At 34.9% G+C, this 18,204-nt stretch carries 13 protein-coding genes; 1 reads left to right on the plus strand and 12 read right to left on the minus strand.

Going from position 1 to position 18,204, the window contains the following annotated elements:
* Positions 1-19: 19 nt before the first annotated feature.
* Positions 20-1,426, minus strand: a complete 1,407-nt coding sequence (locus ACPWSR_RS04385; RefSeq protein ID WP_426350490.1) for an undecaprenyl-phosphate glucose phosphotransferase — start codon at positions 1,424-1,426, stop codon at positions 20-22.
* 250 nt (positions 1,427-1,676) lie between these two features.
* On the opposite strand from ACPWSR_RS04385, the gene ACPWSR_RS04390 reads away from it, so the two are divergent.
* Positions 1,677-2,768 carry an LCP family protein gene (locus ACPWSR_RS04390; RefSeq protein ID WP_426350491.1) on the plus strand — a complete coding sequence of 364 codons (1,092 nt, stop codon included), beginning with the start codon at positions 1,677-1,679 and terminating at the stop codon, positions 2,766-2,768.
* Positions 2,769-2,954: 186 nt separating this feature from the next.
* On the opposite strand, the gene ACPWSR_RS04395 is transcribed toward ACPWSR_RS04390, so the two are convergent.
* The 11 genes from ACPWSR_RS04395 to ACPWSR_RS04445 form a co-directional block, all read right to left on the minus strand.
* Entirely contained in the window at positions 2,955-3,692 is a 738-nt protein-coding gene (locus tag ACPWSR_RS04395) for an ABC transporter ATP-binding protein (protein ID WP_426350492.1), read from the minus strand.
* Between the two features lie 12 nt (positions 3,693-3,704).
* The gene (locus ACPWSR_RS04400; RefSeq protein ID WP_426350493.1) at positions 3,705-4,481 is read right to left on the minus strand and encodes an ABC transporter permease; all 777 of its coding nucleotides are present in this window, start codon (positions 4,479-4,481) and stop codon (positions 3,705-3,707) included.
* A 20-nt stretch (positions 4,482-4,501) separates the two neighbouring features.
* On the minus strand, positions 4,502-6,373 hold the full coding sequence (locus ACPWSR_RS04405) for a CDP-glycerol glycerophosphotransferase family protein (RefSeq protein ID WP_426350494.1): 1,872 nt from the start codon (positions 6,371-6,373) through the stop codon (positions 4,502-4,504).
* A gap of 6 nt (positions 6,374-6,379) precedes the next feature.
* Positions 6,380-7,375: a stealth family protein gene (locus ACPWSR_RS04410; RefSeq protein WP_426350495.1), complete on the minus strand. Its 996-nt coding sequence runs from the start codon at positions 7,373-7,375 to the stop codon at positions 6,380-6,382.
* On the minus strand, positions 7,302-8,597 hold the full coding sequence (locus ACPWSR_RS04415; RefSeq protein WP_426350496.1) for a CDP-glycerol glycerophosphotransferase family protein: 1,296 nt from the start codon (positions 8,595-8,597) through the stop codon (positions 7,302-7,304). Before ACPWSR_RS04415 ends, ACPWSR_RS04410 begins: the two co-directional genes overlap by 74 nt.
* 783 nt (positions 8,598-9,380) lie before the next feature.
* Positions 9,381-10,790 (minus strand): sugar transferase, encoded by a 1,410-nt coding sequence (locus tag ACPWSR_RS04420; protein WP_426350497.1) that lies wholly within the window; start codon positions 10,788-10,790, stop codon positions 9,381-9,383.
* Positions 10,791-10,899: 109 nt separating this feature from the next.
* Positions 10,900-11,997: an acyltransferase gene (locus tag ACPWSR_RS04425; protein WP_426350498.1), complete on the minus strand. Its 1,098-nt coding sequence runs from the start codon at positions 11,995-11,997 to the stop codon at positions 10,900-10,902.
* Positions 11,998-12,384: 387 nt separating this feature from the next.
* Complete coding sequence (locus ACPWSR_RS04430) at positions 12,385-13,230, minus strand: YihY/virulence factor BrkB family protein (RefSeq protein WP_426350499.1); 846 nt, start codon at positions 13,228-13,230, stop codon at positions 12,385-12,387.
* 139 nt (positions 13,231-13,369) lie between these two features.
* Positions 13,370-13,924 carry a sigma-70 family RNA polymerase sigma factor gene (locus ACPWSR_RS04435; protein WP_426350500.1) on the minus strand — a complete coding sequence of 185 codons (555 nt, stop codon included), beginning with the start codon at positions 13,922-13,924 and terminating at the stop codon, positions 13,370-13,372.
* 311 nt (positions 13,925-14,235) lie between these two features.
* A complete protein-coding gene (locus ACPWSR_RS04440; RefSeq protein WP_426350501.1) occupies positions 14,236-15,366 on the minus strand; it encodes an acyltransferase family protein in 1,131 nt (376 codons plus the stop codon).
* Positions 15,367-15,501: 135 nt separating this feature from the next.
* Complete coding sequence (locus tag ACPWSR_RS04445) at positions 15,502-18,204, minus strand: CDP-glycerol glycerophosphotransferase family protein (protein WP_426350502.1); 2,703 nt, start codon at positions 18,202-18,204, stop codon at positions 15,502-15,504.

Genomic DNA, 18,204 nt, shown 5'->3' on the forward strand with positions numbered 1-18,204 from the left:
ACGTGACTATAAAAGTCCATCAATAGGCATTTTTGTTAATAAAACCGTTAATAATTGTAAGGAACATTATCCTTATATCTAAAAGCAGCGACCAATGCTCTATATAATAAATATCATGATCAATTCTCTTTTCTATAGAAGTATCTCCTCTTAAACCATTAACCTGAGCCCAACCTGTAATCCCAGGTCTCACCTGATGCTTAACCATATATTTAGGTATTTCTTCCTTAAACTTCTCTACAAAATATGGTCTTTCTGGTCTTGGTCCCACGATGCTCATATCCCCTTTTAGCACATTAAAGAATTGAGGAAGCTCATCTATGCTGGTTTTTCTTATAAAGCTCCCGAACTTTGTTTTCCTTGGATCATTTTTTGTAGTCCATTCTTTTTCTTCCTCATCATCCCTTTGAAGCTTCATGGATCGGAATTTGTACATGGTGAAGCTTTTATTGTTTAACCCGACCCTAATCTGTTTAAATATTACAGGACCTGGTGAGGTGAGCTTAATAAGTAGTGCTGTTATGGCCATTATAGGTGAAGTCAAGATTATAGCCGTGAGAGAAAATATAATATCTAAAGCTCTTTTTATAATACTATTCAGAATATTATCTAGAGGAATATATCTTATATTTATAACGGGAAGACCATCTAATTCCTCCACATAAGGCCTTGCAGGTATATATTTGTAATAGCCTGGTATGATCTGAGTTCTGATACCGTATTTCTCACAGATATTTATCACATGTCTGAGCATATAATATTCCTTCAAATCAAAGGTTATAAAAATTTCATCGGGCTTATTTTCTTGCAAGAAGCTCTCTAAGGAGCTCACCTTTCCCAGGGATCTTATTCCATAGCTTGTACTTTTACCTGGTGGCGTCTCATCATCTAATATTCCCATTACCTGATAGCCCCAATGGCTGTTATTTTTTATTCTTTCCAGAAACTCTTCTGTGAGATAGCTGCCCCCAACAAATAGAATATGCTTTTTATTGAAGCCCTTTCTTCTAATATCTCTAAGTAGTTTCCTCACAAGGATTCTTTCAGCTATGGAAAAAGCTGTACACAAAATAGCAAAAAGAAATAAAAGTATTCTTGAATAGTGAATTTCCTTGAATATAAAAAGCAGCACCGTAAATATAATTATTCCATATACGTTTCCTTTGAAAATCTTATACATCTCAGTGTACATGCTTTTTATCCTGTAAGGATTATACAGGCCTAAGTTGTAATAAATTATCAGATACAGAGGAATGATAACTATTATAGGTATAAAATATTCGTTAAAGCTAAGGTATCCAGGCTGATAATTTATTATTCCACTCTTAAGTCTAAGGAACCACGCTGCTAAAAAGGCCAGCATAAAACAAATAATATCTAGAATCAATAAAACCCCATTTAATATTTTTTGGTTTTCTTTAATCATGATAATCTCCTCGCCTGAATCAATACTAATACAATATATATCATATAATATAATATTTTTCCATTGTTAATTTATAAATTATACCATAACAGAGATAAAATAAGAAAATACCCTTTACATTGGCAAAGATTAAATAATATAATGATTAATACGGATTTTTAAAATTTTACATCGTAGTATAATATAGTAGATATTACATTAATAAGTAAACCTTTCTAAAGGTATACGAAATAAAGAGAGGTACTTTCTCATGAATAAGGAAAATAATTTAAATAACTCACAGAACAGATTAACCAAGTCTCAGAGAATTAAAAGAAGAAAACAGATTCGAAGAAAAAGAACCTTAAAAGTCCTTCTTATTTCCATGTTATTTTTATTGATTTTTGCTGTAGGCTTTGGAGCAATGTATATGAAAGGTCTTTTAGAAAATGTAGATCGCCATGAATTATCGGACACTAATGAGGACCTAGGGATAGATGATAACTATGTCAGCAAGGAATATATAACTAACATCCTCCTTCTAGGGGTAGATTCTAGAGAAGAAAATGATAGAGGTCGTTCTGATGCCATGATGATATTGACCGTGGATACAGAGCACAACAAAATTAAGCTCAGCTCTTTGATGAGAGATTCCTATGTTAGTATTGATAAACACGGTAAGGACAAGCTAAATCATGCCTTTGCCTTTGGTGGACCACAGCTGGCTATAAAGACAATAAATCAAAACTTTGGCCTTAACATAAAGGATTTTGTTTTAGTAGACTATAACGGCCTTGAGGCAATAATAGATGCAGTTGGTGGCATCAATATAGACATAAAAGACAATGAACTCAAACTGGTAAATGACTATATTCATGATTTGGCAGATCTTAAAAACATTAAGCCTAAGTATCTTCAAAAATCTGGAATGCAGACCTTGACAGGTATTCAAGCCGTTGCCTATACAAGAATAAGGTATGTGGGTGATGGGGATTATGAGAGAACCGAAAGGCAGAGAAGAGTATTATCAGCTATATTTACAGAAATAAAGGATGCAGGAATCACTACCTATCCAAAAATGGTTAACAAGCTGATCCCTTATGTAACCACTAGCTTGACTAACAGCGAAATGCTGGGTCTTGGAACTGACGTTTTAAAATCCGGAATGTCCAATATCGAGCAGATGAGATTTCCTGTGGATGGCTACTTTCAGGATAAGGAAATCTATAGCAAAACTGAAGGGATGAATCTTTGGTATCTGGTATTTAACCAGGAAGTTACCAGAGAACAGATGTATGATTATATATTTGAGGACATATCACCAGTAGCTGGAGATAGAAACAATCCAGATTTAGGCGATTAGTGAATTCTATGTTTTTTTAAACTTTAACCAATAGGTTATACAGGAAGTAAATAAACTTTTTATTTATCCTACTATACCAGCACACATAAAAGCACTTTGTATTAGATTAATCTCTACAAAGTGCTTTGTTATTTCATATGTACTTTTTAATACCATTTATACTATAGTATACCTGACAGGGGTTATCTATGAAGATAGCTCTCTATACTTCTCAGCTACCTCTTTAATGTCTCCAAAAGCAACAACCTTTCCCTTTTCCAGTATCAAGCCTTTATCACAGAGTCTTTCAACCTGATCAACAGAATGGGATACAAATAGCACTGTCACTCCTTTTGCAAACATATCCATTATCTTCTTCTCGCTTTTCCTTCTAAACTTCCTATCTCCTACAGATAAAACCTCATCAAGAATCAGGATATCTGGGTTTACTATAGTAGCAATGGAAAAGCCAAGCCTTGCCTTCATACCAGAGGAGTAGTTCTTTAAAGGAACATCAATGAATTCCTCAAGCTCTGAGAACTGAACAATCTCATCAAATTTTTCCTTGATAAACTCCTTAGAGTAGCCAAGAACTGCTCCATAAAGATATATATTTTCTGCTCCTGTATACTGCATATCAAAGCCCGCTCCTAGCTCTAAAAGAGGAGCTATCCTGCCTTTTCTTGTAACAGAGCCCTTAGTAGGCTTATATACTCCTGCTATGGTTTTTAAAAGGGTGCTTTTACCTGCTCCATTAAGCCCTAAAATACCAAGGCGTTCCCCATGGTTTAAAGAAAAGCTTACATCCTTTAGAGCCCAGAATTCATTATACATTATTTCTTTTTTTATGAATTTAATCACATATTCCTTAAGGCTATCAACCTTCTCCTTGCTGAGATTAAATTTCATGCTTACTTTATCTACCTTCAATACTTCCTTTTCCATATCAAATACTCCTTATATATGAAGAATAAAATCATCCTGCTTTTTATAGAAGAAATAAAGGCCTATAGCAATAGCTACAAGACTAAATACCAAGGAATAAATAAGCATAGTCATATCCATGGCCTCTCCAAAGACGGCACTTCTAAAATTATCTATAATGCAGTAGAGGGGATTAAATTTTAGTATCCAGCCCTTCCCCCCAGCCATCAATCTATCAGGATAATAGAATATAGCACTGGCATACATAACAAGCATCAGGGCAACTCCCCAAAGATACTCTAAGTCCCTAAAAAACACTCCCATGGTAGCTAGTATCATGCCTACTCCAAAGGATAGGAGAAGTATATTGGTAAGTGGTATAATAGCTTGAAGTAAATACAATGTCGGCCAAACCCCTAAAGCCAGTCCTACCACTGCTAAAACCACCAGAGAAAGAAGAAATATCACATAATTAAAAAGAATACTTGATAAAGGGTATAGGTACTTGGGTACATATACCTTTTTAATCATCCCAGAATTGGCTCTAATGGATTTAAGAGCTGCTTTAGTTCCTGTAGAGAAAAAGCTGTATAAAAGCCTTCCACTCAAGATATAAACTGGATATGATTTATCAGTATTTCCAAAAAGAGTACTGAAGACAAAGGTCAAAACCATCATGGTCAACAGGGGTTCAATGAGTGTCCATATTATCCCTAAATATGACCTCCTGTATTTAAGCTTTATCCCCTTCTTTATAAGCTCCCCAAGGAGAAATCTATATTTCATAAAATTTTTAATTGATCCTACCATAATATCTCCTTATATTTTAACTAATGTTTTTTTGGTATCCTTACTATTTTATCCTTAGAGAGAGCATCAATGACTCTTGCAGTATTATTTCCATCATTATATTCTACTAGAGCCTTGAATCTTTCCAGATATTCCGGCTTTTGAGGTAATAAATAATTACCTCTAATAAGCTCTGGGATATCCTCATAGCTTCTGCTCACATCTCCGAAAACATTTTCCTCATTAAGCTTTAGATAGCCTCTATATTGTCTCATGCAGCATTCCATTTCCTCCCAGCAGAAGATTACCTTCGCTCCTCTATTAAAGGCATCGTAAGCAATGGAGGAATAGTCGGTAATAAGGATATCCGTCTCCTTTAGAATATCGTCATAAGAAGCTCCCGTGGTTACGTATCTCTCCAGAGTAGTATTGACAAAGGCATCCTTTATCAGTGGATGAGGCAGTATAATAAAATCCTCCTTATACTCCTCTGGAATTCTTTCAGCAATGGAGCTTACAAACCTATAATAGCCACTCTCTTCTGGGGCTACTCTGGCAAGATTATAATCCCAAGGCCTCCAGGTAGGCATTAAAACTATCCTCCTAGCTCCCTTATGCCTCACGGCCTCATCAAACTTAGGTAGTCCCGTAATATAAAGGTCCTCTGGAAGATAGTTACCTTCTTCAATAAAATGCTCTGCTTCCTTTTTAGAGGAGACAACTATCCTAGTATTTGGAGGATATAAGCCACCCTTTCTTGCATCCTTTCTTGCTGCTGAGGCTAAGGAAACCATATACATAACTCCATGCTGAAGGAATACAAAGGATAAGCTTTTATCCTTCAGCCTCTTAACAACATATCTAGAGCTGCTTCTAAGCTCTAAGGAATGGGCTGGTGTTTCTGTACCTACAAAGGCTTTTGCTCTAAAAAATAGCATATAATGCTTCAAGGAATATTTATCTATAACATAAGGCTCACAGTCCTTAGGTATTCTATCTCTGGTACTGCTGTTTTTATCTATTACAAAAAAGACATCCCTACAGCCTCTCCTTACAAGCTCTTGAAATACTATAGAAGCACTTTCTTCAAATTTAGAAGCTTCCTTTTCGTACATTATTACGCCTTTTTTGGGCAGAAGTTTTGCAAGGTAATAGGATAAAGCTAGCTTTTTTCTTTCTTCCTGATAATCTGTAACATTAATAGGACGATTAGTTATATATACTGTATTTCCAACACTCTGCCTTAGGTATAGTGAAGTATTTTTTTCCTTAAGGGTAATGACCTTAGAGGAAAGATATCTACCCTTTCCCCCATGATAGATTTTATACCTAATGGGCTTCTTAAGCTCGTAGCCCTCCTGATCCTCATAGCCTACCAGGAGAGGAGTGTGAATCTCTAAATTCATTAATGCCTCTGCAGGAATTACTGCTTTATATAAGGAAAGAAAGCTTTGGGCTCCCTTAAGCTTGCCTCTAAATCTTATTCCCCTCCACTGCAGTGGAATCTTTACATCTCCAGCTTGAAAATACAGCTCCTCTTCACTGAGCCTATACTTCCAATGCCTAAATAGCATTACACCGTAAATAACAAAGGAATTTCCCTTATGCTTTATACTAAATATGTGATTCCTCACAGACACCTTCTTGTTGTAGAAGCCCTCTCGAGGATTATTCCTACTTAAGGAAAGATTGCCATACTCATCTATAAACAAATAGGCCTCAACTCCTCCTAAATCTAAAACCTTTATAATACTGTTAGTATCTAGAGAATAGTTCTTCTTAATAATCATTCTTTTATTAGGCTTGCAATTTCTTATTTCTGTAACGTCTATGGTGAATTCTTCTTCTCCATCCATGAGAGTTAGATATTTTTTTATAACAACTTTTCTTTTTTCACTATATCTTGCCTTCATTTCAATCTACCTTTCAAAAGTTGACTTTGCTGGAAGCAGCACCTGAAAAGCTTCCTTAAGTCTCTCTGTCTTATCTTTAAAATTGTCTGTTCTAGCATTATCATTAATGCACACTATTCCATGCCTTCCATTACTAACAGCATTGCAGGCCTCCTGGAAATTGCTTTCCTTTAGGTGATAGCAATGACCAAGCTTTGGGGATCTGGGAATAAACCTCCCTGAAGCCAGCTGCCAAAACTTCATAAGCCACTGATTTACATTAGTCTGCTGCCTAAATTTATCCCTGCAGGTATCATCTAATACGGAAAACTCCTTTTCCCACACCTCGTTAAAGGTAGCTTTTAGGAAGCTATTAGCTGTATGCTGATAGTAGAAGCCCGGAAACCAGGGCCAAGGCATGAGAAGAGTAGTCTTAACAATATTTCTAAAGCCATTTTTAGGGTTATACCATTTTAAAATATTTTTCTTTAAGGCTTCCTTTTTAGAAAAATTACTATTGACCACCGTAGCTATTGACCCATTTATGTGACCAACACTATCCTTTCCAAAAAAAATAGCATCTTGTGCAAAGGTGTCACAGGGTAAGCCCTTCTTAAAAAAGTCCTCAGGCTTTACTAACGAGGTAACAAAGGTATCATCATTAAAATACACAAAGTGTTCTGACAAGCCCTTAATCCTATGGATATTAAGCTCAATTGTATGTGAATTAAAGGTAGGAAGATATTCCTCAGGGATAAAATCCTCATGTCTCACCACCTTAAGCTTAGGGTTATCTGTATTTAACCAGGAGGGGATATGCCCCCAGGTTACAAAAAAAATATTATTCACCCAAGGAGCAAAGGCTTCAACACCGCGAAACCAGTATTTTAAGTTATCCCAATCTCTAAAACGAACATCTCGTTTGTCCCCTTTCTCTAAAGGGGCATACCTATCTCTCTCTTGTCTCCATTCTGGGTCGTTGCCGTCTACCCATATAAGAACGAAATCTATTTTTTCTTTCATAGCCTAACCTCCGAACCTCTGATATTGCTTTCTTTATAGCTGCATAGTTTCTCTCACAATTATTGCTATCTCTAAGTATAAAGAATTCATCGATTTTTGCTTTATATTTTTCTACCGGTCTTAATCCATTCTCTACAGCTTCCTTGAAGCTCTTAAGCACCTCATTGATATTATCACAGACAGGTCCAAAGCCGTCCTCATGATAATCAAAGTATCCTGATGGTTGATGGGCCTTATGGAATAATTCCTTATCAAATTGATAATATATGAGAGGCTTGTCCTGATAAGCAAAATCCATGGATATGCTTGAATAATCAGTGATTATCATATCTGAGGAGGTTATCCTTTTATGAATGTCTTCCTCCTCCCAGGAGACTATTTTAACCCTTGGACTTTGTGACTGAAAATCCTTTATAAAGGGAGCCATATTTCTGTGAGGACAGAATATTAGCTGAAGCTCCTTCTCAGCTAACAGCTCATTAAGCTCAGAACTCATAAGCAATTGGCTCCAGTATTTATAGTACCTAGTTTTTTTAAAATCTGATATATCTTCTATCTCATTAGACTCCTTCACAGGATGGGCTATCCAGCTTCGCCAGGTTGGACAAACAAATATAGTCTGAGAGGTTGTCCTTTCATCTATCAATGCATCAAATCTACAAAGGCCTGTATTAACCACATATTCTTCAGGATAGCCAAAGGCGTCAATAACAAAGGCTCTTTCCTTCTCCGAGCTGCACATAAACAACCTTACTTTTGAATTCTTATAATGAAGATAGGGAAGATCATTCATTATAACACCATGCTGAAGAAAAACTCTAGTATTCTTTATAATTCCATAAACCTCTAAAAGATAGCAAACAGCTGCATTAGGCTTGCCCCCCTTTTGAGAGCTAATATTAACCTCCGCAGCAAGATAAAATATCCAGTGAAGCAGCCCTCCATATTGTACAGTTTTCCCTATGGTGTCCACCTTCCTATAATCTCTACAGCTTTTATTTATAGCATAAACAGCGTCTATCTCCTTGTGATTTCTTCTTAAGTGTCTAAATAAATAATAACCATTGTCTCTGGCTTCATTTTCATACTCACAAATAAGCCACAATTCCTTTCTATAAAGCCTGTAGATTTTAGCTAGAGGAAAAGCAATAATAAAATACAGCAAATGAATAATATCTTTGATTTTAACAAATCTTAACTTATAAAAAAAATTATGCTTCATTTGCTATTCTCCCTTTAATCTTTTACTTTACTATTTACATACCTTAGCAGTTTAATATTTTGACTTCCAACAGTATGCGTGTCGATATACACCTAGACTGATTAATTTTTCCTTAATGATTATTTTTAATAATAATTACAATACATTCAATATAATATTATTAAAATTCTTCTCATATTTCTACACTTTTTTTGCAATGTATTAATTTTTTTAATCAAAATAACGATTTTTTTAATATTTTTTCGTAAAATCTACTTTTTTTAAAACAAATATCAATATTATTTACTCTTGCATTATTTTTTATCATCCCTATATCCTTACCTTCAACAATAATCAAAATTGCAGCTTTTTATATTTCCCATAAATCGTTATATGCTAAAAAATCCTCCGATTTCTCGGAGGATTTTTTAGGGATTGTAGGGTGACCGATTATGTATAGTAATCGGTATTAATTAAACAAGGGTTGTTTAATTATGTTCACTAGCCTTTGTAATTATGCTTCTGGGGTAAGAAGCATAATAGTGCTTAGTGTATATGTGAATTTAATGTAGGGGCTATTTAATTAATTATTGCAAAATCAATAATTTATTAATTACTTGATGATATAAATATACCATCTTAATATATCGAGGTATTTTCATTTGGGTTACAAGTTTATTACAAATTAGTTACAGTATTTTATTACCATTTATAGTAATTTTACGGTATTTTATTCAAATTTGATTTTATATGTTACATCTATAAAAGTATTTTGTTACATTTTTAGCAATAATTATTAACCTTTTATACAGTAACCTGCTCACCTTTAATATTATTTAATGGAGTGATTTTTCCATCTCTCTTTTCTGCAGCATCTCTCTGCCAGGACTCCACTCCTTCAGAGGTTTCCTTCTGGAAGAAAATCTTTAAGGTTAAAAGGATTATCTTTATGTCCAGCTTCAAGGAATAATGCTCTATATAGTATAAATCAAGCTTTAGCTTATCATATGGAGTAGTATTATACTTTCCATAAACCTGTGCATAGCCTGTAAGCCCTGCTTTCATTCTAAGTCTATAAGGGAATTCTGGTAGCTCCTGTGAATACTTGTCCATTATTTCTCTTCTTTCAGGTCTAGGTCCCACGAGAGACATATCTCCCTTTAATATATTGAAAAGCTGTGGCAGCTCATCTATATGAAGGGTTCTTAAAATATTTCCCACAGGGGTTATCCTGGAGTCATTCTTTTTTGCAAGGATAGCTCCATCCTTTTCGGAATCCACCCTCATGCTTCTGAACTTATAGATGTAAAATTCTTTTTCACCTTCTGTAAGCCTCTTCTGCTTATAGATTACCGGTCCTTTATCATAGAGCTTAATAGCAGCTGCAGCTAAAAGCATAAAGGGAGAAACGGCAATTATTCCTATAGCAGAAAGAACTATATCCATGATTCTTTTCATCATGGCCTGTTCTGGCTTTATCCCCTTATTATCGCAGTAAACTAAAGGAGTATCAAAAAGATGGAGATTTTCTGAACCGAATAATATTATATCTGAAACCTTTGGTGTAAGGTAGCAGCCTATTTTTTGCTCGAAGCAATATTTTACAAGCTTGTTTCTAAATTCATCAGGAAGATCCCATAGAACCACTGCCTCATAGTCCTTTGCCTTTGCAAGGATTCTTCTCTCCCCTGCATTTATAGATATCATCTCACTGATGTTATACTTGTCCCTTCTAGACTTTAGCTTTCGGATAAAATCGCTAGGATTTCTATCACCATAAACTACTAAGAGCTTCTTTGGGGGGTAGATGTAGCTGTATAGACTGTTAGCCACGCCAGCCCAGGCCATGGATAGCAGTACACCCAAGACAGTCATTAAGATTAAGGGAGTAAATGGTACAAATTCTCTCTGAATCAGTGACAGCTGAAGGAAGGCAATGAGGTTAGTAGCTATAACCGCTAGGGACATAGAATAAATAATATCCTGCACCTTTGCCACCCCAACCTTGTAGCCGCCGAAGAGCTTACCGAAGACTACAAAAATAACTATATATAAACCGATTAAGGCAAAATTACCTCTCTTAAAGTATGGAGTAGCCATTATATTGTTGTAATAGCCATACCAAAAAAATGCAAAAACTATACCTTGCACTGCAGTAAATACAAATTTCATCAGTGTTACCACTGTTCTTTTCATAAATAAATTCTTATCCAAGGTATTCCCTCCTCTTTCTAATGTAATGTATTATCATCGCTAGATAAAAACTCAAGTGGAAGGTTCAAGAGAGAGTTTAACACCTTAAAAATAAATTGTAAATAGAACTTTATACCAATTGCTTTTCTTTAATAAAGTTAAATACCATGGTTATTCCTTTATAAATTATACTAGCAAGCCATGATGCTATTGAAGATAAAATAAATATTGTAGGTACTACCAAAAAATAATAGTTTAATCTATGTGTCATGGTACTCACACTATTATTTAGCTGGGTATAAATAATTAAATCAAAAATTTCTGAGGTTAAATATATACCAAGGGATAGCTCAGAAATTTTCTTAATAATCCTCTTAATCATCATAGGTAAATTTTTGAGATTTAAATGACTTAAATAAACAAACAACAATACCGATGTTATTAGATTTTGAAAGCTTCCCCACTGAACCCAAATTCCTTTAACAAATGTCCCTGGGTAGCTTCTATAAATATTAAAAGCACCAAATAAAAGGATAGCTAAAAAAAACACTACAAGATTCAATTTCTTATTAATAGCTATATCATGTTCAAATAAATATGCTCCAATAAAATAATAGGTTATAGGGTATATATTAGTCCACCAATTTGGAATTAATGGATTATACTTATTTGAAATGGTTGGATTTTGCCACCACCCTTCCACAGTAAAATTAAATATATTTGTGAGACTAGGTAGTGTAGTTAATATTATTAATGTAATAATTAAAATTTTCTTTTGATTCTTGGTCAAGTTATTAATCATTACATTAAAAAAAGGTATGAGTAGGAATAATCCTATATACATTTTCACATACCACGAGTACCCTGCTATGTTAAATCCAAGAATTCCTAGTATAATTTCTCTTAAGGTATAAGGTTTATTTAAAAAAACTTGTTTAAATAATGCAATAAAAATACTAGCAATAACATATATCCATAAAGTTTTATTTATACTGTAATAATATTTTTTAGATAAAGTCTTCTTATTCATCAGGTATCCAGTTAATAGTAAAAATAGCGGTACACATACCATAAGCGCCGTTCTCATAAATACCATTATATACATTCTCTCCCCAACAACCTCTTGCTTATAAAATCCATTATTAAGAAAAAAATGCACTGATATCACAGAAAAGACAGCAACGAATCTAATTAAATCTAAATTAATATTTTTTTCTTTCTTATTCATATCTTACCTCTTGTTATTATATATATTATTTAGCTATAAAAGATTTGCTTTATACACTACAATATATCTTATCATAATAATTATCTATCGACATAAATTTTAATAATATTTATCAGATATACAAATATTATATATAAAAAAGTCTATTTATAGGGGTAAAGTTGTTAATCCCATAACGCAAAAAAATACATCCCCGGGGGAGGGATGTACTTTGTAGTGTAGGGGATTAATCTTAAATTTTAATAGGGGAATTAATTCAAAAACTTAACTAAATCATCGTTGTCGGCTATGTAATTCTGATTACAATTTTATTATAGTTGGAATTACCTAATAATGATTATCAATACAGTTACAAGATTATGACAATTTAGTTACAGTTATTCTTACTTACCTATGCCCAGTTTTCACCAGCATTGCGTTGACTTCTCCACCTAAAAGTATAATAAAGGAAGAGAGATATAACCAGGTAAGGAGTATAATTATCGCCCCTATGCTTCCATAAAATCTAGTATAGTTAGCAAAGTTGTTTACATAGAAGGAAAAGACAACAGAAGTGACTATCCAGCCTATAGCAGCAATCAAGGCCCCTGGAAACACTTCCTTCCACTTAAGTCTCCTTGAAGGAGCAAAGCGATATAGCACTGCAAAGGTTAACACAATCATGCCAATACCCAGGGTATATCTAAGCACCTGCCAGAGAGTTGCTATAACTTCTGGCTCTGGTAGATATTTCATCAGAGCATTTTTAATAACATTTCCTAAAACAAAGGTAACGAGAACCAATAATATTGCAAAGGCAAATATTATTGTAGAAAATATGGACACTGCATATCTTGTGATAAGGCCTCTCTTTTCCTCCTCATTATAAGCTTTGTTCAGGGCCTTTATAATAGCATCTATTCCCTTAGAAGCACTCCAGATGGCAAAAATAAGCGCAAAGGATAAAAGTCCTATATTTTCGTGATTCAAGACCTCCACCACAGTGTTTTCCACCAGGTTAAAGGCTTCTCCTGGTATTACCCTAGATAAATAATTTAAAACCACCTCTTCATCTAGATTACTGTTTCCTATTACAGTCATCAGAAATATTATAAAGGGAAAGAGAGCTACCAATAGGCTGTAGGCCAGCTGAGAAGCAATCCCGAAAAGATCATCCTCCTTCACTCTGTTTACCAGGCGAATTATTAAATTTGCGAAGCCCTTTAACCCTTTTTTCTTCTTTGCAACCTCCATGACCATCCTCCTTTCTCTAAACTTATATAGTAAGTAGCTTCCTGCGAGAAGACTCTACTCCTAGCTTCTTTTATGTAACCCCTGTGCGCTTATATTTCAGCCAATAAAAATAAGCTCAGGGACTCTTATATTGTTCTTATTATACTATATAACCCTTCAGTTTATTAATTAAGGAATTTTTAAATTTGTATGCCTCCTTATAGCTTATGCCTTTTTTGAAGGCATATTCCTTTATTCCACCGTAGTCTCTTTCAAAAAAGTAGTAGAGCATCTCCTTCTCCTCTTCATCTAATAGCTCTATAGCAGCCTTAAGCTTCTTTTTCGTTTCCTTATGAAGGGCATATTCCTCTAAATCAAAATCCATGGGAACCACAGTGATAAGCTCAAAGCCTTCTTCATTGGTCTCATTAAGACTCTTAAGATAATTCTCCCGAGCCTTACCCCTGATTAAATACTTAAAATTATTCATAATTGCAGCCTTCACATAGGCAGCAAAGCCTGTAGGACTATCTATCTTATATTTTTCTATGGCGTTTAATACACTGACTATAGCTATCTGCCTTAAATCCTCATCCTGATAGCCTGAAACGTAGACATTCATGCTGGTTTTATAAATCAGCGGCATAAACTTATTTATAATATAGAGCTTTGCCTCCTGATCTCCTGCCTTGGCTCTTTCTATAACCTCTCTCATTTTATGCTCCCCCTTATCATCCCATGGATTGTATTACCATTATAGCGAACATATGTTCGTTTGTAAAGTTCGTAAAGGTAACCATGGCTATTATGTAATATGAAGCATTAGCTCACTGCACCCTTATGCTTCACTATTAGATATGTAACTAGGGCAGAGATTTCCAGGATATAAAAAATTTTTTCATTAAGATAAAAAGGCCGCCCTCTTGGGACAGCCTTATTATAGCTATGATAATCAACTATTTATTTAAGATAATCAATTGGGTGGTTATAATAATTATCTATTAGTTTATGAAAAGTAAATATTTATTAATAGCTCCAGCTCACTCCTGCAAGGTTAAATATCATTATTGTAAATATTACAATTCCTATCACGGATATTATACCGATGGCTTTCTGAAGCCTTTGATACTTAGAGGCTTTAAAGGGCTTCCCAGCTACAAAGGGCAGGAAGGTATTTATATATCCTACTATGGGTATAAGGATAAAGAAAACTATCGCAGCTAGTAGCACCGCCCTTTGGTTTCCCTGATTTATCTCAAAAAATTTCGTTCCTCTTTCAAAGGCTCTTATGATAGGTATGTGTATACCAAGATATAGGAGTGTATTCTGCCCTACATATTTAAGCAGAGGAAGCTGAGGTAGCTTCATGACTATAAGGATCACTACTAGAATAAGGAGCAAGGCTGCAATATAAAAATACATTATAGAGCCATAGCTATTTCCAGCCATAGACACTCTCTTATTTACTTCCGCTATATACAGTCCTGCTAAAACCATAGCAGCTATGGTAAAGGCAAGAAGAACCTTGTTTTTATAATACTTACTTCCAGTAATCACCTGAAGGTACTGAAATAAATAGTAGCCCAGATGATAAAACATAAGTCCTGTAAAGACAGCATCCATATGCCAGAGCATTGGTATATTGAAGCCATTTATACTCTCTACATAGCTTATTATGGCAAGGATACTCACCAGTAAGGTTAGCTTCCTCTTGTCTCCTGAAGCAAATTTTTCACAGAGATAATATATAACCTCAATTAAAAATAACACCAAAAGAAACCAGGTGGCATTGGAGGCCGATTGATAAATTTCGTTATTTCCTACTAATATACCTTTAATTAGAGTACTAATTCCGTACTTAACATCCCCTAAAATCCTAAAGTTATAAGCCCACAAGCTCCACATCAAAAGATTCATCATTATGTGTGGAAGGATCAATCTAGGGGCCTTATACTTTATACAATCCCAAAGAGAGCTGAATTTCCCTTCTCTATGAGTCATACCTGAAATGAAAAAAAATAAAGGCATGTGAAAGGCGTATATGAGCTTTATAATCTCCTTATCCAAAGAAACATGCCCTAGGATTACGAAGATTATCCCTATAGCTCTTAACTGGTCAAGCCATATAATCCTATTTTTTTTATTAGCAGTCTCCATATTATGTCTCCTTGCAGCCCTATGATGACTCTTTATGGCCATATTATTTATTGTGCAGCAATATTAACTTTTCATGAAGATTAATTATAGACTCTTTATATTTTGATATTTATTATATTTAGTTATTTATATTATTTATTGTATTTTGTTATTTAAGCTGTTCTGGTATTCTACTAAATCATGATAAATCCTCTGACAGCTATTTAAATCCTCGAAGGCAAAGAAGTCATCCTCCCTCTTTTTATAGAAGGAATCTATGCTACATTGCCTCTCCATGTAGCTTATGAGGGTAGACACCAGCTCCTCATGGTCCGTGCATATTTCTCCAAAGCCCATGGTGTCATAGAAAAAGCCACCTTCTGAATAATGAGGGGGAAGCTTTGGAGGATGATAATAAACCACAGGCTTACGCATATAGGCAAAATCAAACTGAACCCCTGAATAGTCCGTAACCATAAGGCTGGATTCCTTAAGTATCTCTTCATAATTAACCCCAACAGCAGAGCGAACCTCTACACCTTCTCCCGGCTGATAATCACTTATCTGAGAGCTTATGGTTGGATGAAGTAGATAAATTATTTTGTAGCCATTCTTTTTTGCAGCGGCTATGAGCCTCTCATCAGAGATCAGATTATTATAAATCTTAAAATAATCCGTTTCCTTAAAGGTCTCTGTATAAGGCCTTACATTTCCAAGGCTGGCTGGAACGGCAATATAGTTTCTCCAGGTAGGGGTTATGAGTATCTGCTTCTTATCATCACTCTTTAAGCCATCAAATCTCGGTATACCTGTAAGCTTAAGGTAGTCTTCTGGAAAGTAATATATAGGCTTAGAAAGATTTTCGATCTCTCTAGGGCTTGCACAATAGAATCTTTTAAGATTATCATAAAGCTGATTATTATTATGGGCAAGCTGTTGAACTGCCAAGCCATGCTGTATACATACCACCTCTGCATTAAATAAGTCCTGAAGACAGGAAAAGCAGGCAGGTATCATTCCACTAAAAGCTGGTAAATTAGCATGTGTTGTTGCCACTATGCTGCTATTTAAGAAGTAAAGCCTCTGCTTTAAGGACCTATAGCGCAGTGGCTTGTAGCCTTCCTTTATAAGCCTATCAGCATCGGGATAATCATAATTAATTATATAATGTGGCTCTATAGAGGTGTTATTTGTGGAAATAAGATACTTATAAAAATACTCTCCACAATCCCCACCCTTATACATCTTGTCAAAGGTTATCCATAGATTTTTTCTGGAAAGCCAGGGTCTTGTGAGCCAGTAGCAGACTCTTATAAGAGTAGCACTTCTCTTTTTCTTCTTCATTAGAGAAGCTAAATAATTAATTTCCTTTTTTATATGACCTAAAACAGTCCTTCTTTGAATTAGAAGACCTGACTTTTTCTTTCTGTAGATTATGAGGAAGCCATTGGAGTACCAGTAGCCCTTAGGAACGGTGTTTGGTATTTTTGAGGTATATCTTCCCCCTTCCACCTTCAGGGGAACTTCAAAATTGTTTATAACCGCTGAAAAGATAAGCTTATTATTTTGACGCTTTTCCATCTCCTCTTTAGGAATGGCTATTTTGAAGGTATACCTTTTATGAACGGAAACACCAAAATACTTGGTATGAGCATAGCGATAGGTTTCCTCTATAGGTATCTCGATACCATTTAGAGATGCCACCAGGCTATACTCCTCTTTTGGAATAAGACCAGCTATGGAGGCCTCGATTATCAGCTTATCTTCCCTAAATTCCATGAGATCTATATATACCTTCTGTACTGCAAAATCAGCTATGGCATACTCTCCCATGGTAAGCAGTACACTTTTATTAGGTTGGCTGTAAACATATTGAGCTTTGAAGTCCTTACCATATTTCAGCCTTAAAAAAGCAATCTTTAGAGGATTTGTAGCGGTATATTCCGCCTTGCCTTCAATATTTAATATGATGGAGTCATCTATATTTATAAGGGTTCTCCTGCAGAGCTTCTCATATTCCTCCAGCTCCTTATTGGAGGAAAAAGCATGCTTATCCTTAGTATTTATATTAAGGTTAAATTGAGCTAGGATTAGATTAAAGGCGTATCCTTGTACAAGTCTCGGTATATCCTTACCCTTACTATTACATCCTTCCATAATAGGAAGAAGCAGCTCTTTTAATCCTTCTATATACCAGCCCTTATTTGAGGCTCCTGAAAAGCTCCCATCATTTCTGGTCCATACATCAGGAGTATATATTCCTGGTCCTTTAAAATAGAGGTATTTCTCCTCCTGAAGTATAAGGTCTAAAAGTAGCTTATCCCTGGTAAAATGCTTTAAGTTACTATCAAAGGTCCTTCCCTTCAGGAGGGATATATTGATAATTGAATTATAAAAGTAGGGTAAGCCATAATCTATCTCCTCTACCATAAGAATCCTTGATGCCTTAGGCTTCCATCCCTTTAAAGCTGTGCCTTTCTTTTTTACCTCAGGGATTATAATAATATCCTTATAAGAGAGCTCTTCCTCCTCTTTAGTTAGAAGCTCTTCAACCTTTCTATAAAGCCCAGGAGACACTAGGCTCCCTGACTTCATAAATTGAACATAGCCTTCCTCTATGAGATTAAAGGATTTCTCATAGCACTCCGTAACCTTCATATCCTCTGCAGAAATAATTTCCACCCTTTTGGAGAGTTCTACATCGGTATCTAAAAAGTCATGGAGCTCTCTATCAAAATCAATTTCATAAATATAAATCTTTATTTTATCACCAAGGCTTTTCAATTGATGTGATAATCTATTAAGAGTTTTAATTATAGCCTGGTTGTTGTCCTTATGTGCAATAACTATGTTAAACAT

Source organism: Alloiococcus sp. CFN-8, from assembly GCF_049943125.1.
Classification (GTDB): domain Bacteria; phylum Bacillota; class Clostridia; order Clostridiales; family Clostridiaceae; genus JAEXZL01.

Coding starts and splice junctions, on each gene's coding strand:
- ACPWSR_RS04385 (WP_426350490.1), bottom strand. CDS start 1,426: ATGATTAAAGAAAACCAAAAAATATTAAATGGGGTTTTATTGATTCTA.
- ACPWSR_RS04390 (WP_426350491.1), top strand. CDS start 1,677: ATGAATAAGGAAAATAATTTAAATAACTCACAGAACAGATTAACCAAG.
- ACPWSR_RS04395 (WP_426350492.1), bottom strand. CDS start 3,692: ATGGAAAAGGAAGTATTGAAGGTAGATAAAGTAAGCATGAAATTTAAT.
- ACPWSR_RS04400 (WP_426350493.1), bottom strand. CDS start 4,481: ATGGTAGGATCAATTAAAAATTTTATGAAATATAGATTTCTCCTTGGG.
- ACPWSR_RS04405 (WP_426350494.1), bottom strand. CDS start 6,373: ATGAAGGCAAGATATAGTGAAAAAAGAAAAGTTGTTATAAAAAAATAT.
- ACPWSR_RS04410 (WP_426350495.1), bottom strand. CDS start 7,375: ATGAAAGAAAAAATAGATTTCGTTCTTATATGGGTAGACGGCAACGAC.
- ACPWSR_RS04415 (WP_426350496.1), bottom strand. CDS start 8,597: ATGAAGCATAATTTTTTTTATAAGTTAAGATTTGTTAAAATCAAAGAT.
- ACPWSR_RS04425 (WP_426350498.1), bottom strand. CDS start 11,997: ATGAATAAGAAAGAAAAAAATATTAATTTAGATTTAATTAGATTCGTT.
- ACPWSR_RS04430 (WP_426350499.1), bottom strand. CDS start 13,230: ATGGAGGTTGCAAAGAAGAAAAAAGGGTTAAAGGGCTTCGCAAATTTA.
- ACPWSR_RS04435 (WP_426350500.1), bottom strand. CDS start 13,924: ATGAGAGAGGTTATAGAAAGAGCCAAGGCAGGAGATCAGGAGGCAAAG.
- ACPWSR_RS04440 (WP_426350501.1), bottom strand. CDS start 15,366: ATGGAGACTGCTAATAAAAAAAATAGGATTATATGGCTTGACCAGTTA.
- ACPWSR_RS04445 (WP_426350502.1), bottom strand. CDS start 18,204: ATGTTTAACATAGTTATTGCACATAAGGACAACAACCAGGCTATAATT.